The following is a 25,203-nucleotide window of genomic DNA, read 5'->3' as shown; positions in this document are numbered from 1 at the left end:
GTAGGCGAACCCGCGAATGCGGGCCGCCTGAAACAGCTTAACGCAGCCGTTCGACGTGCAAGCCGGTCACTTCGGTGTTGCCGGTCTCCATGCGCGTGGCCAGCACGCCCTGGCTGATCAGGGCCTGGCGCCAGGCTTCAGCCTGCTTGCCGGACAGGCTGATCCGCATCGTGGTGTCCAGATTCAAGCCACGAGAGAGCAGATTGAGCCAGACGGGCTGGGGGTCCGCGAGTTTTGGCAGATCCAGTTTTCCCGTGTCCTTCAGCTGCCGTAGCAAGGTCGCCGAGGTGGGCAGCAGATCGCCCAGAGGCGCTGCAGCATCAAACTGTTCCACATGGAGGTAGGCCCGGCGATTACCCCGGGTGATGCTATACAAGGCCACCAGGGTGTTCTCCTGGGGCTCCGCCAGGCGCAACAGCAGATAGGCCTGCTGCTCATCGGCGCCGTACAGCTTGGCGTTGCCGAACACTTGATTGGCCCACAGGCTGCTCTCGCCGCAATCCCTGGCCTGGCACCAGAACAACAGCTCGGCCCCCTGCTTCTGCAGGGCCTCCCGGGCCAGGGTGAAGGCCTCGTTGGAGGTGCGCTCGGCGGGTAATTGGTAGGTAATGGCGGTGAGTTTGCCCCTGGCATTGACCTGTCCGTCAAAACGCAGCTGGCCGCTGATCCTGCGGACCGACCCCAAGGGGTAGACGCGCTCCTGCTCCACTTCGGGGCGGTAGTCGACGATTTGTGCGTCGGTCAGACGGGGAACCAAAGGCAGGTCATGACTGCCCGGCAGATCGGCGGCAAGCGCCAGCGAGCTTAACAAGGCCAAGCTCAAAGCACTGATTGAACGCATGAACACTCTCATCGGATAAGCATGGCCTGGGCGCCTTTGACGACGCTGGCGTCATCATTGCGCTGCGGAACCTGCAAGCCGCGCTGGACCGCAGGCCGGGCCTCCAGGGCCGCCATCCAGCGTTGCAGGGCCGGCAATCCCTGTACCGAGACACCGGACCATTCATGACCGCGCACCCAGGGGAAAGTGGCGATGTCGGCAATGCTGTAGTCCCCGGCCAGGTATTCGACCTGCTGCAGACGAGTATCGAGCACCTCGTACAGGCGCCGGGTTTCATGCTGGTAGCGGTCGATGGCGCCCTGGAGCTTTTCCGGGAAATAACGGAAGAATACGTTGGCCTGGCCCTGCATGGGCCCCACCCCGCCCATCTGGAACATCAGCCATTGCATGACGATGGAGCGGCCCTTGGGGTCGGCGGGCAGCAACTGGCCACTGCGCTCGGCCAGGTACACCAGGATCGCGCCAGATTCGAATACGGGGAAATCACCATTGTCGCGATCGACGATGGCCGGAATACGTCCATTGGGATTGATCTTCAGAAACGCTGGCGCCTTTTGCTCCCGCTTGTCGAAACTCAGGGCGTGCACGGTATAGGGCAGGCCGAGCTCTTCGAGCAGGATGGAAACCTTGTGGCCATTGGGGGTCGCAGCGGTGTACAGATCTATCATGGTTGTCTCCCATTTCAACCCGCCCAGCCTCGACAGTTGACCCCGTCAAGTCAAGGAACGGCGAAAAACCGATTGAAACAGTCTGCGACAAAGCGGGCACCGGTCTCATCGTCGAGATGCAGATGGTGGCCGCCTGGCAGCTGCTCACGGCTAAAGGGTAGACGCTGCAACAGCGCTTCATGCCTGGCCAACATGCCATCGGCCGCAACCACCAGTTGAGTTGGACAACTGACACGCTGGACGAAGGACATGGCCTGTTCCTCGGTCAGCCGCAGCGGCGAGGCTAGGGTCAGGCGACTGTCACTGCGCCAGGTGTAGCCACCGGCAACCGGCATCAGGCCACGCTGGGCCAGCAGTTCGGCAGCCTCGCGACTGACCGCGACCAGTCCCTTCATCCGTGCTTCGATGGCCCGTTCCAGAGTGCGATAGACCGGTTTGCTCTTGTCCTGCAGGTTGATTTGCGCCTGCAGGGCCATGCCCAGGCGTTCGGCGGCGTCCTCGCCTTTGGCGGTCGGTGGAATGACCCCGTCGATCAAGGCCAGGTGGCTGACCCGCTCCGGCAGCGCGGCCGCCAGCACCAGGGATACGATCGCCCCCAGGGAATGGCCCATCAGGGCGAAACGCTTCCAGCCCAGCTGTTCAGCGACTTGCAGCACGTCGTACACGTAGTCCCACAAGGCATAGCCGGCCCCCAGGGGGCGATGCCCGGAATGACCATGGCCGGCCAGGTCCAGGGCAACGATACGCAGACCTTTGAGCTTGGGCGCCAGCCGGGCAAAGCTGTTGGCGTTGTCCAGCCAGCCGTGCAGGGCGATGACCGGTAAACCGTCCTCGGGCCCGAACAGATGAGCCGCCAGTTCGATGTGGCGCAGACTCAGGCGCACTTCCTCGACGGTATGGCTCATGCACAACTCCGTTGCTGGCGATCGTCCCAGCGGCTGAACAGCTCCTTGAGCAAGGCCGCCGTGGCAGTGGGCCGCTCAAGAGGAAACATGTGGCCGCCGGGCATGGTCAGCGATTCCCCATGGGGCATGCGCCCCACTGCACTGGTGTGATGACGCATCACCACCCGACTCTGCTGCCCCCGCACCACCGCCAGGGGCACCTTTAGCTGGCGGGCGCTGCCAGGGCTGGTGTGGGGCACGCCGCGATAGATGCTGATCTCGGTAGCCGGATCGAAGCGCAACCGCAGGCGGTCGCCCACTTGCTGCAGGCCATGCTGCAAATACGCGTCCAGACAGTCCGGATCGAACGCGCGAAACAGGGTCTTGCGCGAGAAGTAGCTGCGGGCCGCTTCGATATCGGCAAATTCCTCACGACGTCCCAGGGTGCGCCCGGCGGGAGTCAAGCGGTCGATGAAACCAAACCGCTTGGCGGCGCGGATCACCCATTGATCGGCCCGGGTCAGCACCGGGGAATCGAGCATGACCACGCCCCGATACAGTTCCGGACAACGCAAGGCCGCATGCAAGTGCAACACCCCGCCCAATGAATGTCCGACGCCCCATACCGGCTGGGCCTGCTGTTGCAGGTGGTGAATCAATTCGTCCACCAGGCTGCGCCAGTTATCGTCCACCGGAAAACGCGGGTCATGGGCGTGCTGCTGCAAATGGCTGACCTGGAACTCAGGCGCCAGGGCAGCGAACAACTTGCCGTAAGTCCCGGAGGGAAACCCATTGGCGTGAGCGAAAAAAACCTGTTGCGACATACCGACTCATCCATCCACCAAACCAACAACGATTGTCCGCAAGGCCCCGTACCAGGGCAATGACCGTAACGGACAGGAATGCTGACACCCGGGCTCAGCCTATGACCCGTTGTTTCAAGCCACCGGCGGTTTCTGTCCCAGTGGCACCACGGCCATGGTCAGGCGCGAGACGCAACTGGCCTTGCCTTCATCACTGCTCAAGCGGATGTCCCAGACATGGGTAGTTCGTCCGATATGAATGGCCCTGGCTACCGCTGTCACCCGACCGCTGCGCAAGCCCCGCAGGTGGTTGGCGTTGATCTCCAGGCCCACGCAATAGAACTGGCTGGCATCGATGCACAGATAGCTGGCCATGGAGCCGACGCTTTCCGCCAGCACCACCGACGCGCCGCCATGCAACAGGCCATAGGGCTGGTGGGTGCGATGGTCGATGACCATGCTCGCCGTCAACGACTCCTCGTCGTAGGACTCGAAGCGAATATCCAGCACTTCGCCGATGGTGTTCTTCTGGATTGCGTTCAGTTGTTCGATGTTCGGAGTGGTACGCCACAGACTCATCGCCGCTTCCTTCTCTCGGGTTGTTCTTGTCGATCAATCCTGCCACAGCACGGCTTCGCCACGCTCGCTCCAGGTTTGAAAACTCCCGCCATAGGTGGCTTCGATCACATTGCGTTTGATCTTCAGGGTCGGGGTCAGAAAGCCGTTCTCCACGGCCCAGTTGTCCTTGACCACCACTAGCCGATGCAAACGCTCGTGTTTGTCCAGACTGCCGTTGACCTGAACCAGGAGACTTTCCAGGCTGCTGTGCAGACCTTCCCGGGAGCTGCCGCCAGCAGCCTGCAAGCCGGCCGCCGAAAGCACACACAACCCCAGGGGCGCGCTCAAGCCATCGCCCACCACACACACCTGCTCGATATGGGCATGCACCGCCAGGCGATTCTCGATGGGGGCCGGGGCCACATACTTGCCCTTGCTGGTCTTGAAGATTTCCTTGAGCCGGCCAGTCAGGCGCAAATTGCCGGCAGCATCCTGCTCCCCCTTGTCCCCCGTGCGCAAAAAACCATCCTCGGTGATGGTTTCCGCCGTTTTCTGCGGGTCCTTGTAATACCCCAGCATGGTGGCCCCGCTGCGCACCTGGACCTCCCCTGCCTCATCGATACGCACTTCGACCTCCGGACAGGGCCGGCCGATCCAGCCCGGAACATGCTCCCCGGACCGCCCGATATGGGAATAACCGCAGCTTTCGGTCATGCCGTAGACCTCCAGCACGTCCAGGCCCAGGCGGCGATACCAATGCAACAGGGTCTGGGGTACCGGCGCCGCGCCCGACAAGGCCACGCGCAATGCGTCGAGCCCCAATCCGGCCAGCACCTTGTGACCGACGCGCCTGCTGATAAAAGGCAGGCCCAAAAGAAAATCCAGACGCTTGGCCGGCACCTTGCTGTACACCCCCATCTGGAACTTGGTCCAGATCCGCGGCACGCCAAACAGTGCAGTGGGCCGGGCCCGCTGCAGGTCAACCAGGAAAGTGTCGAGGCTTTCGGCAAAGAACACAGTCTGCCCGGTGTAGATCGCCGCCATCTCGACGAACATGCGTTCGGCCACATGACACAACGGCAGGTAGGACAGCAACCGATCCTCGGGGCCCAGGCCGAAAAGCCCGACGCCGTGGCTGGCGGCAAAGCCCAGGTTGCCGAAACTGTGCATCACGCCCTTGGGCAGGCCGGTGGTGCCGGAGGTGTAGATGATGGTGGCCAGTTGATCCGCAGGCGGGCAAGGGCTATCCGCCAGGGGCTCGCTACGCTGCACCTGTTCCCAGTCGAAATCGAAATGCCCCTCGGGGCCCAGCGGCAGACGGATGGTGGGCAACCCGGGCTTCAACCCCGGGGCCATGCCCGGCCAGTCATCAAGCTTGCCGATGAATGCCAGGGCCGACTCGGAGTGCTCCAGCACCTGGGCCACCGAATCGGCTGTGAGGTTGGGATACAGCGGCACCGACACATGCCCCGCCATCCAGATCGCCAGGTCGCTGATGATCCAGTGCGCGGAGTTCTTGCCAATGATTGCAATGTGGCTGCCAGGAGCCAGCTGCCGTTCCCGCAGCCACTGGGCGGCACGACGGGCCTGCTGGCCGACGTCGAACCAGCTCAACGCCTGCACCTGCCCTCCGGCGCTGGGCTGCACCAGGAAACGTTGCTGGGGATGACGAGCTTCGCGCTCGTAGAACACTTGCAGCGGCAAACGAAAAGCAGCAGCCATGACTCGCTCCTTTGTTTTTATTCTGTTCGCGACACCAACCAAGCACTTGCTTGGCTGACTATTCCACGCACAAAGGAGCGCTGCAAGTTAAGAAATGTAGCGGATCACGACCCGATACCGAGCGGGGGCAAAAGGTCATGACGGCCAGGGGATTCCCTGGCCGCCGCCAGCATCAAGGGTGCTTGACACCGTTAAGGGTCATCAGCCCCGCCAGAGGCCAGTCGCCTTCCAGCTCCGCCAGGCTGGCTGTGTTCATGGGCTGGGGATCACGCAGATGGCCATGCTGCAACAGGCCGATCAGGCTACCCACCAGGGGTTGATGGCTGACCAGCAGCAGATTGTCCGCACCGTCCAGTTGCTGCAGCACCAGCAGCGGATTGGCCTCCGGCGTCAGCCAGGACACGGTACGGATCTCTGCTTCGAACCCCAGGGCCTCACGTACCAGCTGGGCCGTTTGCTGGGCTCGTACATAAGGGCTGGCGATGATTGCGCTGATGGGCTGGCCAATCAGTTGCGCGGCGCTGCCCAGCACTTCCTCACGGCCGTGGGCGGTGAGATTGCGTTGGGCATCGGTGGGCGCGTGGGATTCGGCCTGGCCATGGCGCAGGACCCACAGTTTCACAGCTTAGGCTCCTCATCGCGCACCGGATGGGGCGCTGGCGGCACGCTATGGGGAGCCTCCCCTTCAGGTGCTCGTGGGGTTGGCCAATCCGAGAACGGCCAGGGTTTCTGTTCGGTATGGAAGCTGCCGAAACGGCCGATCTGAGCCAGGAACTGACTCAGGCTGTCACCGAAGTTCATCAGGCCGGCATTGGGAGCGCCGTAGATCAACCGATAAACAAGCTGCACCAGGACCAGGGCACCAAGGAGAAACTGCGCCACCTGCCACACCATCACGAACACCAGCATCCACAGCACGCGCAGGAGGATGGATTCGTATTTGGCTTCGGAATTCGTATCGTTCATGTCTGGCTCCTGTGCTACTCAGTTGAATCCGCTGGTGGAGATAAAATCGACGTCGGTTTTCGGCTCGCCGCGCATCAAGAGCTCGATCACCTGATTCAGCGTACGCCCTTCGAACAGGATCGCGTGCAGCCCGGCTACCAGCGGCATGTAGACCCCCAACTCCTGAGCCTTGACCTTGAGCACCTTGAGGGTGTTAACGCCCTCCGCCACTTCGCCAAGACGCGTCACCGCCTCTTCCAGGCTCAGGCCCTGGCCCAGGGCAAAGCCCACCTGATAGTTGCGGCTCTTGGGCGAGGAACAGGTGACGATCAGGTCACCGACACCCGCCAGACCGAGAAAGGTCATAGGATTGGCACCCTGGCTCACGGCAAAGCGGGTCATTTCCGCCAGCGCGCGAGTAATCAGCATGCTCTTGGTGTTTTCCCCCATGCCCAGGGCCACCGCCATGCCGGCGATGATCGCGTAGACGTTCTTCAGCGCTCCGCCCAGCTCCACGCCAAAGCGGTCGGCACTGGCATAGACGCGGAACGTCCGGCCATGCAACACAGCCTGGACCTGCTGGCACAGTTCTTCGTCTTCGCTGGCGACCACGGTGGCGGTCAGGGCGTGCTCGGCCACTTCGCGGGCCAGATTAGGCCCAGAGAGCACGCCGATCCGCGCTTGCGGGGCGATATCCTCGAGGATCTCGCTCATCAGCTTGAAGGTCTGGGCCTCGATGCCCTTGGTCAGACTGACCAGCATCTTGCCGCTCAACAGTTGCGCGTGGGGGGCCAGTACCGAGCGCAGGGCGCTGGAAGGCAAGGCGACAAAGCACAGGTCACTGTCATTCAGGGTGGCCAGCAGATCGGTGACCGGCTCCACCGCCGGATGAATCTTGATGCCCTTGAGATAGCGCGGATTCTCGCGATTGACCCGAATGGCCTCGGCCTGTTCGGGGTCACGCATCCACTGCCGCACCGGGTGACCGTTCTCGGCCAGCAGATTGGCCACGGCGGTACCAAAACTTCCGCCTCCCAGGACCGCAATAGGGCGCTGTTGTGTCATATGCAATCCGTTTATCCATAGCAGTGGCGATGGCGGCATTATACGGGGCGGTTTCCCCACCACCAGCCCCAGCGGCCATTCAGACGATCTGTCGGGAACGGGTGGACTCATTCGGGGAATGTCGGGCTTATCGACTGGAAAACTCGACTGTCTCGGTTAACATGCGCGCCATCTTTCAAGATTCAAGGCTGTGCCGTGTCCATTGGCCCCTCACCTCTTCGTCTGTCACTGCTGCTGGGCATGTTGTTCGGCTATCCAGCGCTGGCCGACGATTTGTTCATGGATGGCAGCGCCCTGCCCGAGGTCCTCACCGCCACGCGCCTGAAGCAATCCCCAGCCGCCGTCCCCGGCAGCATGACGGTGCTCGACAATGAACTGATCAAGGCCAGCGGCGCGCGGGACATCAGCGAACTGCTGCGCCTGGTGCCGGGGATGATGGTCGGCGCCATCAGCGGCAATCAGGCCACGGTCAACTACCACGGCACCAACGCCAGCGAAGCCCGGCGCATGCAGGTACTGATCGATGGGCGCTCGGTGTATCGCGCAGGTCTGGCCACGGTGGACTGGAGCGATATTCCGGTAGCCATGGAAGACATCGAGCGCATCGAAGTGTTTCGCGGCCCCAACACCGTCAGCTACGGCGCCAACGCGCTGATGGCGGTGGTCAACATCATTACCCGCTCACCCGCCAACAGCCACGGCACGCGCTTCAAGGTGACCAGGGGCCAGCGCGGCATCAACGACTGGTACGCCAGCCAGGGCACCGGCTGGGAAAGCGGCGACCTGCGGCTGTCGTTGTCGGGGCAGGAAGACGATGGCTTCGACAGCCGCCTCGACGGTTCGGACTACCGCGACAGCAGGCGCTTGAATCGCGTCAGTCTGTCGGTGAGCCAGATGCTCAATGAACAGCAGAGCATCGATTGGCAATTGAATGCCAAGGAAGGCACCAACCAGCGGCCTTATACCTACAAGCCGGTGTTCTATGGCGTGTCCCAACAGGGCAACAACTCCGACGTGGTGGCCAAGGACTACGCCGGGTCACTGCGCTGGAACCTGGAACTCAACCCGCAGCACAGCCTTTATGTCCAGGGCTCGGCCCAACACTGGGATCGCCAGCAGACTTGGCGCGCCTGTGACGCGGCGATCTCCTTCAGCCCCGAGCTGACCCGCCTGTGGCAAATCAATCCGAATTACGCCGAGCGCCTGGCGCGCGGCATCAAAGGTTTCAGCGATGCCGGTACCCCGCCCCCGGGATCTCCCGCCGAGCAGGCCATAGCCCAGCAGGTCCTCACCCAGTGGAGCGCCGGCGGCAAGCAAACCGTCTGCGGCAATATCGACCAGAGCGCCCGGGAGACCCGCTACGACCTGGAGTTGCAGGACACCCTGAGCCTCAGAGATAACCTGCGGCTGGTCAGCGGCATGAACTATCGTTACGACCGGGCCGACTCCGAAACCTACTTCAACGGCACCCTCGACGACACCACCTGGCGCCTGTTCGGCCAGTTGGAGTGGCGGGCCAGCGAGCACTGGCTGATCCAGGGCGGGGCTATGTACGAAGACACCCAGCTGACCGGCAACTCGCTGACGCCACGGATCGCCGTCAACTACCTGATCAACCCGCGCCACGGGCTGCGCGCGGTGTATTCGGAAGCCATCCGCTCTGCGGACATGTTCGAGAACAACGTCAACTGGAGCTACCGGGTCACCGGCCTGAGCGCTCCGGTCTACGGCCAGAACAGCGCCCAGTACTTCGTCAGGACCCGTGGCCCCGGCAATCTTGACCAAGAGCACATGCGCTCTCGGGAGCTGGGCTACAACGGCTATTTCAGCGACCAGGCACTGAATCTGGACATCAAGCTGTTCTACGACGAAATCAGCGGAATGATCAGCGAACCGCTGCGCAACAACCAGTACATCGCCAGCAACAACAACTCGGCGCGCTTCTCCGGCACCGAGGGCCAGCTGGACTGGCAACTGAGCCGCGCCGACCGCCTGCGCCTGACCTACGCCTATGTCCACGCGCAAGCCAGCAATCGCCTGGACCAGCACCTGACCGCCAGCAACAGCGGTTCTGCCGGCTGGCTGCGCAATTGGGGCCAGGGCTGGTCCAGCGCCCTCTTCTACTATGGTGACAACGCCCTCAACGGCTACCGCTTCCAGCGCATCGACACCCGCATCGCCAAGCGCCTGGTCCTGGGCAAGGCCAGCCTGGAACTGGCAGGCACGCTGCAACAGCGGCTTGACCATGAGCCCACCACCTTCGCCGACAACCTCTACGACTCACGGCACGTGGCCTACCTCAGTGCCGAGCTGGAGTTCTAGCATGGGCCAGCGCGGGCCCTGGAAGGCCCTGGGCATTCATCGCTGTCTCGGTATCTGCCTGATCCTCCTGGGCATGCTGCTGGCGACTCCGCTGCGAGCAGCCGACGTGTTGCTGACCGCCAGTGAAGGCAGCGACAGCGTGCGCACCTTCACCGAGGAACTGGCCACCCAGCGGCCTCAGGACCAGGTGCGCTTCGTGCCTTTGGCACAACTGCCGGCACCGAGCCAACTGCCCGCAGCCACGCGCCTGATCCTGCTGGACCCGCAAAGCCTCGACTGGCGCCTGCAAGACCCGCAAGGGCCGGCCACCCTGGTCCTGCGGATCAGCCGCCTGCAGGCCCAGCAGCGCCTGCAAGGCGCGCCTCACCCCAAACTCAGCCTGCTCTGGAGCGACCCGCCCTTGAGCCGCCAACTGCGGCTGATCCACAAGGTGCTGCCCCAGGTACGCCGGGTCGGCGTGCTGTACAGCGAGGACAGCCAGTTCCTGCTCAAGGAACTGCGCGACGCAGCGCAATCCATGGACATGGAAATCGTCGCCGAACCCTGGGACAGCACCAATGACAGCCGCCCGCTGCAGAACCTGTTGCGCAACAGCCAGGTGCTGCTGGGCCTGGACGACCCCAAGCTGTACAACCCGAAAACCGTGAAGAACCTGCTGCTGAGCAGCTACGCCCGGCAACAGGCGCTGATCGGGCCCAATGCCGGCTTCGTCAGGGCCGGCAGCCTGGCCAGCACCTACAGCGACCAGCAGGACTGGCTGCAGACCCTGGACAGCCTGCTGGATCAGGCACCAGCCCACTGGCCCAGGGAGCTGTACCCGGCGGCCTTCAAAGTACTGAGCAATCCACAGGTGGCACGCTCCCTGGGCATCGAGGAAATCGACCCGCAAGCCGTCGCGCACCAGTTGAGTGAAGGAGAGAAACGCCCATGACATTGCGTCGCCGGTGGGATATCCAGACCCGCACTCAGCTCATCAGCCTGGGCCCGGCCCTGCTCCTGACTCTGCTGCTGATCAGCTTTTTCACCTTCGTGCGCCTCCAGGATCTGCGCCAGGAGTTGAACCATACCGGCCAACTGATCGCCAACCAGTTGGCCCCGGCCACTGAGTACGGGGTGATCTCCGGCAACAACGAGGGCCTGGAAAGCCTGTTGCAAGCCACTCTGGCCACGCCTCATGTGCACTTTCTGGAAGTCCAGGACAGTGCCAACAACATCCTGGTGTATGTCGAGCAGCCGTCCGCCAGTCACAACCATGCCCAGCAGATCAAGGTCTTCCAGGCGCCGGTGCGCTTGCAGCGCATTCAGGTGCACAACGACTTTCTGCAGAATGATCCCGCCAGCCTGAGCCCCCAGGGCGACGGTTACCTGGGGCGGGTTATTGTCGGCATGTCCAATGACGCCTTCAGCCAGCGTCAACAGGAAATCCTCCTCAAGGCCGGGATTCTCGCCCTGTTCGCCCTGCTCTTCACCTTCTTCCTGGCCCGACGCCTGGCGGCCGGCCTGGCGCAACCCATCAGCGCCATGGGCCACGCGGTGAAGGCGATTCAGGAAGGCGACTTCAAGACGCCACTGCCGATTGTCGACGACGGCGAGCTGGGCAATCTGGCGCGACATATCAACAACCTCGCCGCCGGCCTGGAACTGGCCAGCCGTGAGCAGCAACAGGCAATGTCACAACTGATCCAGACCCGGGAAGATGCCGAGCGGGCGAACAAGGCCAAATCGGACTTCCTGGCGATGATGAGCCATGAGCTGCGTACCCCGATGAACGGCGTACTGGGGATGCTGCAATTGCTGGAAACCACCGAGATGACCCAAGAGCAGAGCGAGTACGCGGCATTGGCCTCGGAGTCCACCGAGCACCTGCTGAAGGTGATCAATGACATCCTCGACTTCTCGCGCATCGAACGCTCGGCCCTGGAGCTGGAACACATTCCGTTCAACCTCGCCGAGTTGATCAGCAGCTGCGCCCAGGCCTTCCAGCACAGCGCATTGCAACGAGGCCTGGACCTGCAACTGCGGCTGCCGCCGGGCATGGAGTCGCTGCAGGTCAAGGGCGACCCGACGCGAATCCGCCAGATCCTGGTCAACCTGATCGGCAACGCGCTGAAGTTCACCGAACAAGGCAGCGTCACCATCGAACCCCAGTGGCAGGCCCTGGATCACGAACTCCTGTGGTTCACCTGCTCGGTGCGCGACAGCGGGATCGGCATCAGCCCGGCCAGCCTGGAGCTGATGTTCGATGCATTCCAGCAGGCCGACAGCTCGATTTCCCGACGCTACGGCGGCACGGGCCTCGGCCTGCCTATCGCCCGGACCCTGGCTGAACGCATGGGCGGCACCCTGCGGGCCCAGAGCGAGGAAGGCCAGGGCTCGGTGTTCACCCTGGAAATCCCCCTGGCGCTGTTTCAGCAAAGCCTGCCCGTGCTGGCGCCGCGAGTGAACACGGCCGCTCACCAGGGCGAAGGCCGCAACGTGCTACTGGTGGAGGACAACCCGGTGAACCAGACCGTGATCCAGGCCATGTTGCGCAGCCTGGGCTTCACCGTCAGCATCGTCACCGACGGCGCCCAGGCGGTACGCAGCGCCGAAAGCCTGATTTTCGAGGCCATTCTGATGGACTGCCGACTGCCACTGGTCGACGGCTACGAAGCCACCCGGCAGATCCGCCAACTGCCCGGCTGCGCTGATTTACCGATCATCGCCCTGACCGCCAACGCCTTGCAGGGCGACCGTGAGGCCTGCCTGGCGGCGGGCATGAACGACTACCTGGCCAAGCCGTTCAAGCGGGCTGATCTGCAGCAAATTCTCCAACGTTGGGTGCAGTAACAGGCTATTTTCCAACAGGTGCGACTGGCGTGACGGGCGAAAGTGCGGCAGTCTTAGGCACCCGACGGGCCCCGAAAAGGCCCTCAAAAAAAATTTCAGTGCACAAGTGTACATTCATGCCCTTTGCGCTGTGACTTTCACTACAACGCAATAGTCTATGAGTAGGCTGCCGGCTCGAGGCATGAACGCTTCGATCGGCCGGGAAGATTGCCCAACCCTGCCGCACGGGACTATTGAGGAGCTCGCATGACCAAACAAAACGCCTTTACTCGGGAAGACCTGCTGCGCTGCAGTCGCGGTGAGCTGTTCGGCCCAGGTAACGCGCAACTGCCCGCCCCCAACATGCTGATGGTGGATCGCATCACCCATATCAGCGAAGAGGGTGGCAAGTACGGTAAAGGTGAATTGGTCGCTGAGCTGGATATCACTCCAGACCTGTGGTTCTTCGCTTGCCACTTCGAAGGCGATCCGGTAATGCCGGGCTGCCTGGGCCTGGATGCCATGTGGCAACTGGTCGGTTTTTTCCTCGGCTGGCAAGGCCTGCCGGGCCGCGGCCGCGCCCTGGGTTCGGGGGAAGTGAAATTCTTCGGCCAGGTACTGCCGACTGCGAAAAAAGTCACCTATAACATTCACATCAAGCGCGTGCTCAAGGGCAAGCTGAACATGGCCATCGCCGATGGTTCGGTCAGCGTTGACGGCCGCGAAATCTATACCGCCGAAGGCCTCCGGGTCGGCGTGTTTACCTCAACTGACAACTTCTAAGGGTTATCCGCATGCGCCGCGTCGTTATCACTGGTCTGGGCATTGTTTCGTGCCTGGGCAATGACAAAGAGACCGTCTCCGCTAACCTGCGTGCAAGTCGCCCTGGCATCCGCTTCAACCCGGAATATGCCGAAATGGGTCTGCGTAGCCAGGTTTCCGGCTCCATTGACCTGAATCTTGAAGAACTGATCGATCGCAAGATCTATCGCTTCGTCGGCCACGCAGCGGCTTACGCCTACCTGGCCATGAAAGACGCCATCGCCGACTCCGGCCTGAGCGAAGAGCAAGTGTCCAACCCCCGCACCGGCCTGATCGCCGGCTCCGGCGGCGCTTCGACCCTGAACCAGATGGAAGCGCTGGACATCCTGCGCGAGAAAGGCGTCAAGCGCGTTGGCCCGTACCGTGTAACGCGGACCATGAGCAGCACCGTTTCCGCCTGCCTGGCCACGCCGTTCAAGATCAAGGGCCTGAACTACTCCATCGCTTCTGCCTGCGCCACCAGTGCTCACTGCATCGGTACCGCCATGGAACAGATCCAGATGGGCAAGCAGGACATCGTCTTCGCCGGTGGCGGTGAAGAAGAGCACTGGACCCAGTCGTTCCTGTTCGACGCCATGGGCGCCCTGTCCACCCAGTACAACGAAACCCCGGAAAAGGCCTCCCGCGCCTATGACGCCAAGCGTGACGGTTTCGTCATCGCCGGCGGTGGCGGCATGGTGGTGGTCGAGGAGCTGGAACACGCTCTGGCCCGTGGCGCGAAGATCTACGCGGAAATCGTCGGCTACGGCGCCACTTCCGATGGCTACGACATGGTGGCTCCAAGCGGCGAAGGCGCAATCCGCTGCATGCAGATGGCCATGTCCACCGTCGACGCACCGATCGACTACCTGAACACCCACGGCACCTCGACTCCGGTCGGCGACGTTGCCGAGATGAAGGGCGTGCGTGAAGTGTTCGGCGACAAGGCTCCAGCCATCAGTTCCACCAAGAGCCTGTCGGGTCACTCCCTGGGCGCCGCCGGCGTTCACGAAGCGATCTACTGCATGCTGATGATGGAAGGCAACTTCATGGCCGGTTCGGCCAACATCGACGAGCTGGACCCGGAAGTGGCCGACATGCCGATCCTGACCAAGACTCGCGAAGACGCCACCATCAACACCGTGATGAGCAACAGCTTCGGCTTCGGTGGCACCAACGCTACCCTGGTGCTGAAACGCTGGCAGGGCAAGTAAGCCCCGCCGCTTCGCCGAATGAAAAAGCCCCCGACTGGTTCGGGGCTTTTTTTCGCCTGGCGTTCGCCGGTAAGCCGACGCCCAAGCAACCTGCACGAGCCTGCTTGCCAGCGAAAGCGCCTCACACCGAGAAGCGCGCCACCATGGTGTTCAGATCTATCGCCAGCCGTGACAGCTCCTGGCTGGCGGCGCTGGTCTGGTTGGCCCCCGCCGAGGTCTGCAGCGCCAGATCGCGGATGTTCATCAGATTGCGATCCACTTCCCGCGCCACCGCGGCCTGCTGCTCCGAGGCACTGGCAATCACGATATTGCGCTCGTTGATCAGGGTGAAGGCCGAAGCGATTTCCTCCAGTGCCTGACCTGCCGCCTTGGCCACTTCCAGGGTCGAGCGGGCCCGGCTGTTGCTGTGCTGCATGGAACTGACCGCCTGGTCGGTGCCTTGCTGGATCCCGCCAATCATCTGCTCGATTTCCTGGGTCGACTGCTGAGTCCGATGGGCCAGGGCCCGCACTTCGTCCGCCACCACGGCAAACCCGCGCCCGGCATCCCCGGCTCGCGCAGCCTCGATGGCCGCGTTCAGTGCCAGCAGGTTGGTCTGTTCGGCGATGGAGCGGATCACATCCAGCACCTTGCTGATGCCATAGACCTTCTGTGCCAGGTCTTCCACCTGGCTGGCATTGGTCGTCACATCCTCGGCCAGCAACTCGATGGAGAGCACCGTCTGATGCACCTGCTCACGCCCATGCTGGGCGATCCGGTCCGACTCCCGAGAGGCTTCGGAGGTGGCCACGGCATTGCTGGCCACCTCCTCCACCGCGGCGGTCATCTGATTCACCGCAGTGGCCGCCTGCTCGATTTCCAGGCTCTGCTGATGCAGGCCCCGGGTCGCATCCTCGGTCACGCAACTGAGCTCTTCCGAGGCGGAGGCCAACTGGCTGGAAGAGTCGGAAATGCGCCGGATGGTTTCCCGCAGGCTGTGCTGCATGGCCTTGAGCGCCTGCAACAGTCGCGCCGGTTCATCCTTGCCAACCACCGTGATGTCACCCGTCAGGTCGCCGCCGGCCACCACCTCGGCGACACTCAGGGACTGGGCCAGGGGCAGGACGATGCTGCGGGTCAGCAACAATGCCAGGCCAATGGTCACCAGCGCCGCCACCGCGATCATGCCCACCACCCAGACCCGCGACTTGCTGAACACGGCCTGGGCCAGGTCCGTGGCCTGGGTCGCGCTCTGCTTGTTCAACTCGACCAGTTCATGCAGGGTCGCCGCCATGTCATCGGCCAATTGATTCATCTCGCCATTGACCACCTTGATCGCCTCTTCCAGCTGGTTCTGGCTGGAAAAGGCCATGACCTGAGCCTGGCGCTGCAGGTACTGCTTCTCAATGGCCTTGAAACGATCGAACAGGACCCGTTCCTGGGGCAGCACGATCAATGACTCATAGCGCCCCTGGGCAACCCCCAGGCCAGTCTTGATGTCGTTGATCTTTTTTTCGTTCTGGACAATCGCTTGCGGGTCGCGATTGATCAGCAGACGCAGGGTCAGGGCACGGATGCGCAGCAGGTCCTGACTCATGTCACCGACGAACATGACGCTGGGCAGCCAATTGCTTTCCACTTCATCGGACTGCTGGCGCATATTGGCCATCTGCATCAGGGCGAATGCCCCGAGGGCAAACACCATCAGCGCCAGCAAGCCGAAACCCAGGCCTGCGCGCGGCGCGATATTGAGACTTCTAAGGCTCATTCCTCTGGCTCCTTCCTAGAGCGCTGCAAGAACTTGCAGCAGGGTGCTCTTAGACGGTATCGGGCCGTTGGAAAATTGCGTAAGACAAAAACGTGATATCAAAACGCCCTAGCACTCCAATACTTGGGCGTAAAACGATTCAGCGCACAGAAAATCGCTGTTCTGCCAACAAACGGTCGCCCTGAAAGACCATGAAGTGCCATTCGCCGGGCACCACTTCATGGTTCTCCGTGAATTCGTAGGCCATCACATCCTGAGGTGCATTGGGCACCAGTTTCTGGGTGATCTCGAACTTGTCGTGGCGCGCCCCGTCCGGGGTACGGATGCCCGGAGTCAGGTAGAGCAGGGTCAGGGGCTGATCCTCGGCCACCTTGCCCAGCAACTGGTAACGCATACCGAACTTGGTCCCCAGCTTGGCGGGCACCACCGAGGTTTGCTGGATCTTCTCGTTGCTGCGGCGCAGCACCCGCTCCCCCGATTGCAGCTCGGCCTTGGGCCCTTCGAACACGCCGTATTCCACCGGTCCTTCAACACGGACTTCGGCACTGGCCAGGCCAGTGAAGATCATCAGCGCCGCCAATGCGCTTAAACGAGTGAGGTGCATATCGCGCTCCTTGATTGAGATGGCGCGAGCTTATGAAGCAGGCGTGACAGGCTGATGACAGACTGGGGCCTGCTAAGGGCGACTTTTGGCGGGAAGGATGGCGAGGAAATTGTCATGGGCCACCTTGCGCGCCACCTCCTCCGGCAAGGCATCGAGGAAGACATCGAAGCTGTGCAGCTCGCGCCCCAGCTTGTTGAAGCGCCCGACCACATCCGAACCGAGCATGAAGCGCTCCGGGAAGCGCTCCACCAGCTGCAGCCAGGCCTGGCTGGGGTTGCCCTGCTCATCCAGCAGATAGGGCGTGAGCAGGCTCCAGGACAGGTCGATGTACAGATTGGGGTAGCTCTCCAGCAGCCGCGTCAGGGTCGGCAGCAAGAATTCCAGGCGTGTCTGGTGACGATGGATCTCGGCGCTGGTGCCAGCGTGGGCCCAAATAAAGCGCGTATGGGGGTGATTGCGCAGCGGCTCTTCGATTTCTGCCAGGTACAGCGGGTTGCGTTCGCGCTTGGAGGTGATGTTGGAATGCAGCATGACCGGCAGATCGTTCTCCGCAGCCAGGTGATAGACCTTGGTCATCGCCTCGTTGTTGGCCCGTGGCGTGTCTCCGGCAGTCAAGGCCGTGAGGTCGTCATGGCGGGTGAAGACCTCACCGATGCCCTGCCACAGCCCCGGATCAAGGTCGAGCATGCGCTGGATATGCGCCGCGGAGTTCTTGTCATTGGGATTGAAACCGGACAGGAAGGGATGAAAACGCCGACGCTGCTCAGGGGGCAGTTGCTTAACCGCAGCCGCCACCAGCACGTCGGTGGCGCTGTACCAATAGGCATCAGCATCATCACCGGCGTAATAGCGTGGACGCTTGGGTTCATCCTCGTGCCATTTCTTGGCCACCGGAATGCCGGAAATCATCACCTGTTCAATACGGTTGTCAGCCATGGCCTTGAGCAACGCATCCATGCCCGCGGATTCCTGGAAGAAGTCCACGTAATGCAAGTGAGCATCGCTGTAGCGGTAATCCCGTGCCTGGGCCGCCACGCCGGGCAGCAGCATCAGCAACGCTCCAAGGCAGGTTCCGTATAAATGATTCCAGTACACCGCAGCGTCTCCAAAGGGTTGCAGCCGGGTAGACCCTGCACCCCAGCAGCAGGTTCAGAAAAAAGGGGAACGCCTGTGCCTCACCATGCTCTATAACTTCAGCACCTTTACAGCCTGATCCGATATTCATCACTGCCTGAGGTTTGCCATGACCATTACCGTCAATACCGAGTCCAGCGAAGGTTTCCGCCACAGCATCCAGGTGGATGACCACCAGTTGTTCACCGACCTGCCCCAGTACGCCGGTGGCGAAGGCACCGCCCCCGAGCCCCATGACTACTTCGATGCCGCCCTGGGGGCCTGCAAGGCCCTGACCCTGAAGCTCTATGCGCAGAAGAAGAACATCCCGCTGACCGGGGTCACGGTGGAGCTCAAGCACGACAACAGCCAGGAACCGCAAGGCAAATACGCCCTGCATGTAAAGCTGACCCTCAAGGGCGTGCTCACCGATGCCCAACGTGATGAGCTGCACCGGGTGGCCGACCGTTGCCCGATCCACAAGCTGATGACCACCAGCGAAGTCAGCATCGAGACCCACCTCTCCGAAGGCGCCTTCAGCCAATAGCGGCAAGGCTGGCACACGCGGGTTATGCTCCCAGGCATAACCCGATCAGCCTGGAATCCGCCATGAACTCACCCCTCGTGATCCGTCCCCGTGCCGAGGACGTTGAAGGCCAGCCCATCCTGCGCCCCCTGCCTTCGGCCCAGTGCCGCAGTGTCGGGCCTTTCGTGTTCTTCGACCATATGCTGGAAACCCGCTACCCGCCGGGCAAGGGCATGAATATCCGCCAACATCCGCATATCGGCCTGTCCACCCTGACCTACCTGTTCGCCGGGCAGATCCAGCACAAGGACAGCCTGGGCTCCGACCAGATCGTGGAGGCCGGAGACGTCAGCTGGATGACCGCCGGCAGCGCCATCGCCCATGTCGAACGCACGCCAGCCCCCTTGCTGGCCCAGGGGTTCGCCATGCACGGCCTGCAGGTCTGGCTGGCCTCGCCCCAAGAGCAGGAGCAAGGCCCGGGGCATTACAGCCATCACCCGGCCAGCAGCCTGCCGGTGAGCGACAACCTGGGGGTGAGCATCCGCATGATCGCCGGCAGCGGCTTCTGCCTGGAATCGCCGGTGCCGGTACTCTCCCCCACCCTGTACGCCGAACTGCGACTGCAGACCGCCACCAGCCTGCTGATTCCCACCGAGCACCCGCAGCGCGCGCTGTATGTACTGGACGGCGAGGCACAACTGGACGGCGAGCCTTTGCCCGTGCACGCGCTAGTGGTATTGCCGGAGGGGGAGAACGCCACGCTGTTCGCCGAAAGCGATTGTCACGCAGTGCTGATCGGCGGCGCGCCCCTGGACGGTCCGCGCCGGATCAATTGGAACTTCGTGGCCAGCGATCCGGCGCGTATCGAGGAGGCGCGCCAACGCTGGGCAGCCGGGGATTGGCCGCAGGTGCCAGGAGAAAGCGAGCGCATCGAATTGCCACCCGCCCGCCACTGATCGCTAGGAGCCGGCTTGCCGGCGAACAGGCCCGTGAGTCTGGCGTTGCTCTCACTGATGCCTTCGCTGGCAAGCCAGCTCCGGAATCAGAGGCGGCGGGTCAGCCGCAGAAAACTTCGTCCAGCAGGTAATGCATGGTGGCGAAGGCCCGCGCCGAGGTCTTGGCGTCGTACATCATCTTGCCCGGTACATTGGCGTGGGTATCGGTGAAGGAATGCACCGCACCGCCATAGCTGACCAGTTGCCAGTCCACACCCGCCGCATCCATTTCCGCCTCGAAGGCCGGCAGTTGCTCCTTGGCCACTAACGGGTCCGCCGCACCGTGCAGTACCAGTACCGAACCCTTGATATTGTTCGCGTCGCTAGGGTTGGGGGTGTCCAGGGTGCCGTGGAACGACACCGCCGCCTTCACTGGCGCGCCACTGCGGGCCAGCTCCAGGGCGCAGCAGCCGCCAAAGCAGAAACCGAAGGTGGCCAGCCTGGAAGTGTCCACCGCTGCTTCGCCCTGACTCTGCAAGGCCGCAAAGGCCGCCTGCATGCGCTTGCGCAACAACGCCCGGTCATCCTTGAGCGGCATCATCGCGGCCCCGGCCTCACTGGCATCGCTGGGACGCAGCGACTGGCCATACAGATCAGCGATCAGTACCACGTAGCCCTTGGCCGCCACCGCCTCGGCGATCTTCTCCGCGCCGGCGCTGACGCCCATCCAGTTCGGCGCCATCAGCAACCCCGGGCGCGCGCCTTGATGGGCGGCATCGAAGGCCAGTCGACCTTCATAGGGCTGGCCATCGATCTGATAGACCACGGAACGCACTGTGATTTGACTCATGACTCAGCTTCTCCAGTAGAGGGACACCAGAATGAAAAAACCCGCCGAAGCGGGTTTTTCTTGCAACGTGGTTAAACCGACAGTTCAACCAGCAGCTTGTTCAGTCGGCGCACATAGGCCGCCGGGTCTTTCAAGCTGTCACCGGCCGCCAGGGCCGCCTGATCGAAGAGGATGTGCGACAGGTCGCCAAAGCGCTCTTCGCTCTGCTCACCGTCGAGTTTCTCGATCAGCGGGTGAGTCGGGTTGAACTCGAAGATCGGCTTGGAATCCGGAACCTTCTGCCCGCTGGCTTCAAGGATCTGGCGCATTTGCAGCCCCAGGTCCTGCTCGCCGATGGCCAGGATCGCCGGGGAGTCGGTCAGGCGGTGGGAAACCCGCACTTCGCTGACGCTCTCGCCCAGGGCGGTCTTGATCCGCTCCACCAGGCCTTCCTTGGTCTTGGCGACTTCCTCGGCAGCCTTCTTGTCCTCTTCCGAGTCCAGGTTGCCCAGGTCCAAGTCACCACGCGCCACGTCGACAAAGCTCTTGCCATCGAATTCGTTGAGGTAGCTCATCAGCCACTCGTCGATACGGTCGGTGAGCAGCAGCACTTCGATGCCTTTCTTGCGGAAGACTTCCAGGTGCGGGCTGTTCTTCACCTGAGCGTAGGATTCGCCGGTGAGGAAGTAGATCTTGTCCTGACCTTCCTTGGCGCGAGCCAGGTAGTCGGCCAGGGATACTGTCTGCTCGCCGTCGTCGCCCTGAGTGGAAGCGAAGCGCAGCAGGCCAGCGATCTTTTCCTTGTTGGCGAAGTCTTCGGCCGGGCCTTCCTTCATCACCTGGCCAAAGTTCTTCCAGAAGCCCTTGTATTGCTCTGGCTCGTTCTTCGCCAGTTTTTCCAGCATGTCGAGGACGCGCTTGGTCAGTGCCGATTTCATCGAGTCGATGATCGGGTCTTTCTGCAGGATTTCCCGCGAGACGTTCAGCGACAGGTCGTTGGAATCCACCACGCCCTTGATGAAGCGCAGGTACAGCGGCAGGAAGGACTCAGCCTGATCCATGACGAACACGCGCTGCACGTAGAGCTTGAGGCCCTTCGGCGCTTCACGCTGGTACAGGTCGAACGGTGCACGGGCCGGCACGTAGAGCAGCGAGCTGTATTCCAGCTTGCCTTCGACCTTGTTGTGGCTCCAGCTCAGCGGGTTCTCGAAGTCATGGGCGATGTGCTTGTAGAACTCCTGGTATTCCTCGTCCTTGATCTCGGTACGCGGACGGGTCCACAGGGCACTGGCACGGTTGACGGTTTCCCACTCCAACGCCGGTTTCTCTTCGCCTTCGGCGGCAGCGGCTTCTTTGGGCAACTCGATCGGCAGCGCGATGTGGTCGGAGTACTTCTTGATGATGTTGCGCAGGCGCCAGCCATCGGCGAACTCGTCTTCACCGGATTTGAGGTGCAGGACGATGCGGGTACCGCGCTCGGCCTTGTCGAGGGTCGCCACTTCGAACTCGCCTTCGCCCTTGGACGACCAGTGCACGCCTTCGCTGGCCGGCAGGCCGGCACGACGGCTGAACACTTCGACCTGGTCGGCAACGATGAACGCGGAGTAGAAACCCACGCCGAACTGACCGATCAGGTGCGAGTCCTTCTTCTGGTCGCCGGTGAGGTTCTTCATGAAATCGGCGGTGCCGGACTTGGCGATGGTCCCCAGGTGAGTGATGACATCTTCACGGCTCATGCCGATACCGTTGTCTTCGAGGGTGACGGTTTTCGCGTCCTTGTCGAAGCTCACACGGATTTTCAGTTCGGCGCCACCTTCCAGCAACTCAGGCTTGGACAGGGCTTCGAAACGCAATTTGTCGACGGCGTCAGAGGCGTTCGAGATCAATTCGCGAAGGAAGATTTCCTTGTTGGAATACAACGAATGGATCATGAGGTGCAGCAGTTGCTTCACCTCGGTCTGGAAGCCCAGGGTTTCCTTTTGAGTTTCCACACTCATGGTCATCAAACTCCAATCAGATGGCTGTGGTCGCGCTCCGGAAGCGGAGAGCGGCGGGATGACATGGAAGTGGGGGTAGCTGACTGGATTTCAAGGGGCGAGACTCTCTTCAATCTTGAAATGTGCCCGGGCGGTAGCAATTGGCTCGTCGGCGGTGCTCTGCCAGGCCGTGATGGCGACGTTGGCCACCCTCCTCCCCTGCCGCCACACCTGGCAGCGAGCGAAGGTGTCACGAAACTGTCCGGCACGCAGGTAGTCGAGGGAAAAATCGATGATCTTCGGCACGCCGGGCGAGCCGGTGAGAATCAGCAAATGCAGGGCTGCCGCCAGCTCCATGAAACCGGCAATCACCCCACCGTGCAGGGCCGGCAGCAGAGGATTGCCGATATTGTCCTTATTGGCCGGCAGGCGAAACAGCAGCTCATCCCCCAGCGGCGTGCACTCGATGCCGATCAATCTGGCGTAGGGAATCTGCTCCAGCAACGCGGCGTAATCGCCCTGCTGACGAGCCTGCTCCAATAACCCTGCAAGACCCCCGCTCATGCCCGCTCTCCCTTGATGGAGCCGGCAAACCCACGACTGCCCTTGAGCCCCTTGCCCATGCGCATGAAGGTACCGACCACGTGGGCTACGGGGCGTTCGGGATCGTCCTGATAGGCAAAGCCACGGGTGAAGATCACGTCAGTGGTGACCCGGTAACACTGGGCAAAGCCGTGCACGTCATGATGAGGCATCGCCGGATGCATATAGTCTATGCGCAGGTCCAGGGTCGGACACACTTCGAACTCCGGCAGCACACAAAGCGTGGCCATGCCGCAGGCGCTGTCCATCAGCGTGGTCAGGGCGCCGCCATGAATGATCCCGGTTTGCGGGTCACCGACAATCTGCGGGCTGTAGGGCAAGGTCAGAGTCATGCCTTCCACCGAGGCGCTGTGTACCCTGATATCCAGCACCTGACAGTGGCGCAGAGCGGAAAGAAAGCGCGTCGCACGCTCGAAAATTGGGTTCTGCACCATGGCTTATGCCTCTTGTTATTGTCAGGAATGTGCATTGAATGAAGCAGACAAAAGTTCCGTGAAACGAATACTTAATATATCTGTGAGCCTCAAGGAACTTAAATCACAAGGCCATGATCGAAAGGCCAGTAGATATCTTCACTAAGGAGAAACACCCCATGCGTAAGACTTTAGCTATTGCCCTGATGCTGACCGCTTCCCTCGGTCTGGCTGCCTGCGACAAAAAATCCGAGGACAAAGCTCAAGATGCCAACCAACATGCTGAGCAAGCTCAACAAAAAATGAACGAAGCTCAGGATAAGGTGAACGAGGCAGCGAAAGAAAACGCCGAAGCCGCCAAAGATCAGGCTGAATCCAACAAGGCCGCTGCTGAAGAAAGCGCCAAGGAAGCAGCACCTAAAACCAACTAAGTCGGTTTTAGCGCAACACCAAAAAGCCCGCCAAGTGCGGGCTTTTTCTTGTCTGCAAAACAGCAGCTCAATACAACGGTGTTTAGTTGTCGAATAGGTAACTAAGCACTGAAGCTCAATACCCTGACTCCAGGAACAACTCATCCTGGAGCGGCTCTGCCTGCAACGGGTGTCCAGACACTCCACTGGCTGAAGACTCCAACGCATAGTGCAAGGAACTGGATACGGGCAATAGCCTGATGGGAAAGTCGTAGTGGGCGGTAAAGGGTGCCAACCACTGGCGAGTCTGGTAATCGACCGCGGTGATACTCATGTAGCAAGGGTGCGGGGTGTCCTGGGGCGCGCGGCCGGCCAGCACCATCACCAGTTCCCAGTCGGTTGCCTGCTCGACCTGGAAGCGTCCGTCCTCGCCAGTCAGGAACTGCGCCCCACACAAGGTGCCCCTGGCCCCGGCGATCGGCATGCCGCTCAATGCATCCACCACCTGGCCACGGGCGTCGCCATTCAGATACAGGGTTTGCACCCGGCAACCGGACAACAAAATGAATGAAAGGCACAGGCACATCAGGGCACGCAGCTTACTCATTGGCCAACTCCTTTTAACCGGGCAACAGATCAATCGATCAGCCCTCCCCGCTCAGACTGCGTCTTTGGGGCTATCGGCCAAAGGCTGTTCAGTCGGGGTATAGACCATGACGTCAAGTACGTCGGAATGAAACTCCCGCCGGTACAGGACAAACACCACGCCTGCACTCATCAGCATGAACAACCAGGGGCTGACGAACCAGGCCAGCATGGTCATGCCGAAATAGTAGGAACGCAGCCCGAAGTTGAACTGGTTGGCCGCCATGGAAATCACCCGGGCTGCCCGCAAAGCAAACGCCTTGCGCTCCTGCTCGGAGACATGTCGCTCGCCGATCATCGGCGCCGACCCCACCAGCACCGCCGCAAAGTTGTACTGGCGCATGCACCAGCTGAAGGTGAAAAAGGCATATACGAACACCAGCGCCAGGCACAGCAACTTGATCTCCGACATGCCCTGGGACGCCTGCTGCACCAGCGGAATGTCCGCCAGCAGCGACACCGCGCGCTCCGATGCACCGAGCACTGTGAGGATGCCTGCCAGGATGATCAGGGTACTGGAAGCGAAGAACGAAGCGTTGCGCTCCAGGTTGCCGATCACACTGGCGTCGGCGATACGGTTGTCCCGCAGCAGCATGCGACGCATCCAGTCCTCGCGGTACAGGTGCAGGACGCTGGCCAGGCATGCCGTGTCCCGGCCCTTCCAGGTGGCATAGCGGGTATAGCCGCCCCAGCAGACGACGAACCACAGAGCGGCCAGTAGATGAATCAGGTTGGCTTGGACAAACGACATGCAAATTCCTGTAAGGCGTT

26 protein-coding genes and 1 pseudogene are annotated in these 25,203 nt (G+C 61.8%); 8 read left to right on the top strand and 19 right to left on the bottom strand.

The annotated features are described in order from the left end of the window. Positions 1-37: 37 nt before the first annotated feature. The 9 genes from PQT43_RS05460 to PQT43_RS05420 all read right to left on the bottom strand — a co-directional run bounded on the left by PQT43_RS05460 (position 38) and on the right by PQT43_RS05420 (position 7,486). Complete coding sequence (locus tag PQT43_RS05460) at positions 38-841, bottom strand: DUF4892 domain-containing protein (protein WP_180988369.1); 804 nt, start codon at positions 839-841, stop codon at positions 38-40. Between the two features lie 8 nt (positions 842-849). Continuing rightward, complete coding sequence (locus PQT43_RS05455; protein WP_102878906.1) at positions 850-1,509, bottom strand: glutathione S-transferase family protein; 660 nt, start codon at positions 1,507-1,509, stop codon at positions 850-852. Between the two features lie 50 nt (positions 1,510-1,559). Continuing rightward, complete coding sequence (locus tag PQT43_RS05450) at positions 1,560-2,414, bottom strand: alpha/beta hydrolase (RefSeq protein ID WP_272753576.1); 855 nt, start codon at positions 2,412-2,414, stop codon at positions 1,560-1,562. Further along, a complete protein-coding gene (locus PQT43_RS05445) occupies positions 2,411-3,217 on the bottom strand; it encodes an alpha/beta fold hydrolase (RefSeq protein ID WP_102863948.1) in 807 nt (268 codons plus the stop codon). The genes PQT43_RS05450 and PQT43_RS05445 overlap by 4 nt, the downstream gene beginning before the upstream one ends. 114 nt (positions 3,218-3,331) lie before the next feature. Then, a complete protein-coding gene (locus tag PQT43_RS05440; RefSeq protein WP_102863949.1) occupies positions 3,332-3,775 on the bottom strand; it encodes a hotdog fold thioesterase in 444 nt (147 codons plus the stop codon). 33 nt (positions 3,776-3,808) lie between these two features. Further along, entirely contained in the window at positions 3,809-5,476 is a 1,668-nt protein-coding gene (locus tag PQT43_RS05435) for an AMP-binding protein (protein ID WP_267269604.1), read from the bottom strand. Between the two features lie 172 nt (positions 5,477-5,648). Next, positions 5,649-6,098, bottom strand: coding sequence for a phosphohistidine phosphatase SixA (sixA, locus tag PQT43_RS05430; RefSeq protein ID WP_213664948.1), 450 nt, complete (start codon positions 6,096-6,098; stop codon positions 5,649-5,651). Continuing rightward, positions 6,095-6,442, bottom strand: a complete 348-nt coding sequence (locus tag PQT43_RS05425) for a DUF4389 domain-containing protein (protein ID WP_102863952.1) — start codon at positions 6,440-6,442, stop codon at positions 6,095-6,097. The genes sixA and PQT43_RS05425 overlap by 4 nt, the downstream gene beginning before the upstream one ends. Before the next feature lie 18 nt (positions 6,443-6,460). Continuing rightward, positions 6,461-7,486: an NAD(P)H-dependent glycerol-3-phosphate dehydrogenase gene (locus PQT43_RS05420; RefSeq protein WP_102878901.1), complete on the bottom strand. Its 1,026-nt coding sequence runs from the start codon at positions 7,484-7,486 to the stop codon at positions 6,461-6,463. A 195-nt stretch (positions 7,487-7,681) separates the two neighbouring features. On the opposite strand from PQT43_RS05420, the gene PQT43_RS05415 reads away from it, so the two are divergent. From PQT43_RS05415 to fabB, 5 genes are all read left to right on the top strand, one after another. Then, on the top strand, positions 7,682-9,808 hold the full coding sequence (locus PQT43_RS05415; protein WP_272753575.1) for a TonB-dependent receptor plug domain-containing protein: 2,127 nt from the start codon (positions 7,682-7,684) through the stop codon (positions 9,806-9,808). A 1-nt stretch (position 9,809) separates the two neighbouring features. Then, positions 9,810-10,739 (top strand): ABC transporter substrate-binding protein, encoded by a 930-nt coding sequence (locus PQT43_RS05410; protein WP_272753574.1) that lies wholly within the window; start codon positions 9,810-9,812, stop codon positions 10,737-10,739. Then, on the top strand, positions 10,736-12,637 hold the full coding sequence (locus PQT43_RS05405) for an ATP-binding protein (protein WP_102878898.1): 1,902 nt from the start codon (positions 10,736-10,738) through the stop codon (positions 12,635-12,637). The genes PQT43_RS05410 and PQT43_RS05405 overlap by 4 nt, the downstream gene beginning before the upstream one ends. A gap of 246 nt (positions 12,638-12,883) precedes the next feature. After that, the gene (gene fabA / locus PQT43_RS05400) at positions 12,884-13,399 is read left to right on the top strand and encodes a 3-hydroxyacyl-[acyl-carrier-protein] dehydratase FabA (protein WP_011060067.1); all 516 of its coding nucleotides are present in this window, start codon (positions 12,884-12,886) and stop codon (positions 13,397-13,399) included. Positions 13,400-13,410: 11 nt separating this feature from the next. Beyond that, a complete protein-coding gene (gene fabB, locus PQT43_RS05395; protein ID WP_047302756.1) occupies positions 13,411-14,631 on the top strand; it encodes a beta-ketoacyl-ACP synthase I in 1,221 nt (406 codons plus the stop codon). 121 nt (positions 14,632-14,752) lie between these two features. Here the strand turns inward: fabB and PQT43_RS31325 are convergent, their stop codons facing one another. The 4 genes and pseudogenes from PQT43_RS31325 to PQT43_RS05380 all read right to left on the bottom strand — a co-directional run bounded on the left by PQT43_RS31325 (position 14,753) and on the right by PQT43_RS05380 (position 18,032). After that, positions 14,753-15,616: a methyl-accepting chemotaxis protein gene (locus PQT43_RS31325; RefSeq protein WP_410897042.1), complete on the bottom strand. Its 864-nt coding sequence runs from the start codon at positions 15,614-15,616 to the stop codon at positions 14,753-14,755. Continuing rightward, a pseudogene (locus PQT43_RS31320) lies at positions 15,608-16,378 on the bottom strand (MCP four helix bundle domain-containing protein); the annotation flags it as partial. The pseudogene PQT43_RS31320 and the gene PQT43_RS31325, both read right to left, overlap by 9 nt. Before the next feature lie 139 nt (positions 16,379-16,517). Next, on the bottom strand, positions 16,518-16,982 hold the full coding sequence (locus PQT43_RS05385) for a DUF3859 domain-containing protein (protein WP_102863958.1): 465 nt from the start codon (positions 16,980-16,982) through the stop codon (positions 16,518-16,520). Positions 16,983-17,054: 72 nt separating this feature from the next. Then, positions 17,055-18,032, bottom strand: coding sequence for an amidohydrolase family protein (locus PQT43_RS05380; RefSeq protein WP_272753572.1), 978 nt, complete (start codon positions 18,030-18,032; stop codon positions 17,055-17,057). Positions 18,033-18,225: 193 nt separating this feature from the next. On the opposite strand from PQT43_RS05380, the gene PQT43_RS05375 reads away from it, so the two are divergent. Both PQT43_RS05375 and PQT43_RS05370 read left to right on the top strand, forming a co-directional pair. Continuing rightward, positions 18,226-18,642 (top strand): OsmC family protein, encoded by a 417-nt coding sequence (locus PQT43_RS05375; RefSeq protein ID WP_102878895.1) that lies wholly within the window; start codon positions 18,226-18,228, stop codon positions 18,640-18,642. A gap of 62 nt (positions 18,643-18,704) precedes the next feature. Then, positions 18,705-19,577, top strand: a complete 873-nt coding sequence (locus PQT43_RS05370; protein WP_110595179.1) for a pirin family protein — start codon at positions 18,705-18,707, stop codon at positions 19,575-19,577. Between the two features lie 100 nt (positions 19,578-19,677). Here PQT43_RS05370 and PQT43_RS05365 read toward each other — a convergent pair whose 3' ends face one another. The 4 genes from PQT43_RS05365 to PQT43_RS05350 form a co-directional block, all read right to left on the bottom strand. Continuing rightward, positions 19,678-20,406, bottom strand: coding sequence for a dienelactone hydrolase family protein (locus PQT43_RS05365; protein WP_110595178.1), 729 nt, complete (start codon positions 20,404-20,406; stop codon positions 19,678-19,680). A gap of 71 nt (positions 20,407-20,477) precedes the next feature. Continuing rightward, positions 20,478-22,382, bottom strand: coding sequence for a molecular chaperone HtpG (gene htpG, locus PQT43_RS05360; RefSeq protein ID WP_102879089.1), 1,905 nt, complete (start codon positions 22,380-22,382; stop codon positions 20,478-20,480). Between the two features lie 90 nt (positions 22,383-22,472). After that, on the bottom strand, positions 22,473-22,925 hold the full coding sequence (locus PQT43_RS05355; RefSeq protein WP_102878892.1) for a PaaI family thioesterase: 453 nt from the start codon (positions 22,923-22,925) through the stop codon (positions 22,473-22,475). Further along, on the bottom strand, positions 22,922-23,398 hold the full coding sequence (locus tag PQT43_RS05350; protein WP_102863964.1) for a PaaI family thioesterase: 477 nt from the start codon (positions 23,396-23,398) through the stop codon (positions 22,922-22,924). Before PQT43_RS05350 ends, PQT43_RS05355 begins: the two co-directional genes overlap by 4 nt. A gap of 158 nt (positions 23,399-23,556) precedes the next feature. On the opposite strand from PQT43_RS05350, the gene PQT43_RS05345 reads away from it, so the two are divergent. Further along, positions 23,557-23,808: a hypothetical protein gene (locus tag PQT43_RS05345; protein ID WP_016968094.1), complete on the top strand. Its 252-nt coding sequence runs from the start codon at positions 23,557-23,559 to the stop codon at positions 23,806-23,808. A 115-nt stretch (positions 23,809-23,923) separates the two neighbouring features. On the opposite strand, the gene PQT43_RS05340 is transcribed toward PQT43_RS05345, so the two are convergent. Both PQT43_RS05340 and PQT43_RS05335 read right to left on the bottom strand, forming a co-directional pair. Next, positions 23,924-24,394 (bottom strand): hypothetical protein, encoded by a 471-nt coding sequence (locus tag PQT43_RS05340; protein ID WP_123392163.1) that lies wholly within the window; start codon positions 24,392-24,394, stop codon positions 23,924-23,926. 51 nt (positions 24,395-24,445) lie between these two features. Next, entirely contained in the window at positions 24,446-25,183 is a 738-nt protein-coding gene (locus tag PQT43_RS05335) for a DUF599 domain-containing protein (RefSeq protein ID WP_102878890.1), read from the bottom strand. Positions 25,184-25,203 lie beyond the last annotated feature (20 nt).

Origin of the sequence: Pseudomonas sp. BLCC-B112 (assembly GCF_028550695.1) — a bacterium.
GTDB classification, from domain to species: Bacteria; Pseudomonadota; Gammaproteobacteria; order Pseudomonadales; family Pseudomonadaceae; genus Aquipseudomonas; species Aquipseudomonas danubii.
The sequence above is the reverse complement of the archived record's forward strand: the minus strand, read 5'-3'. Positions and strand labels throughout refer to the sequence as shown.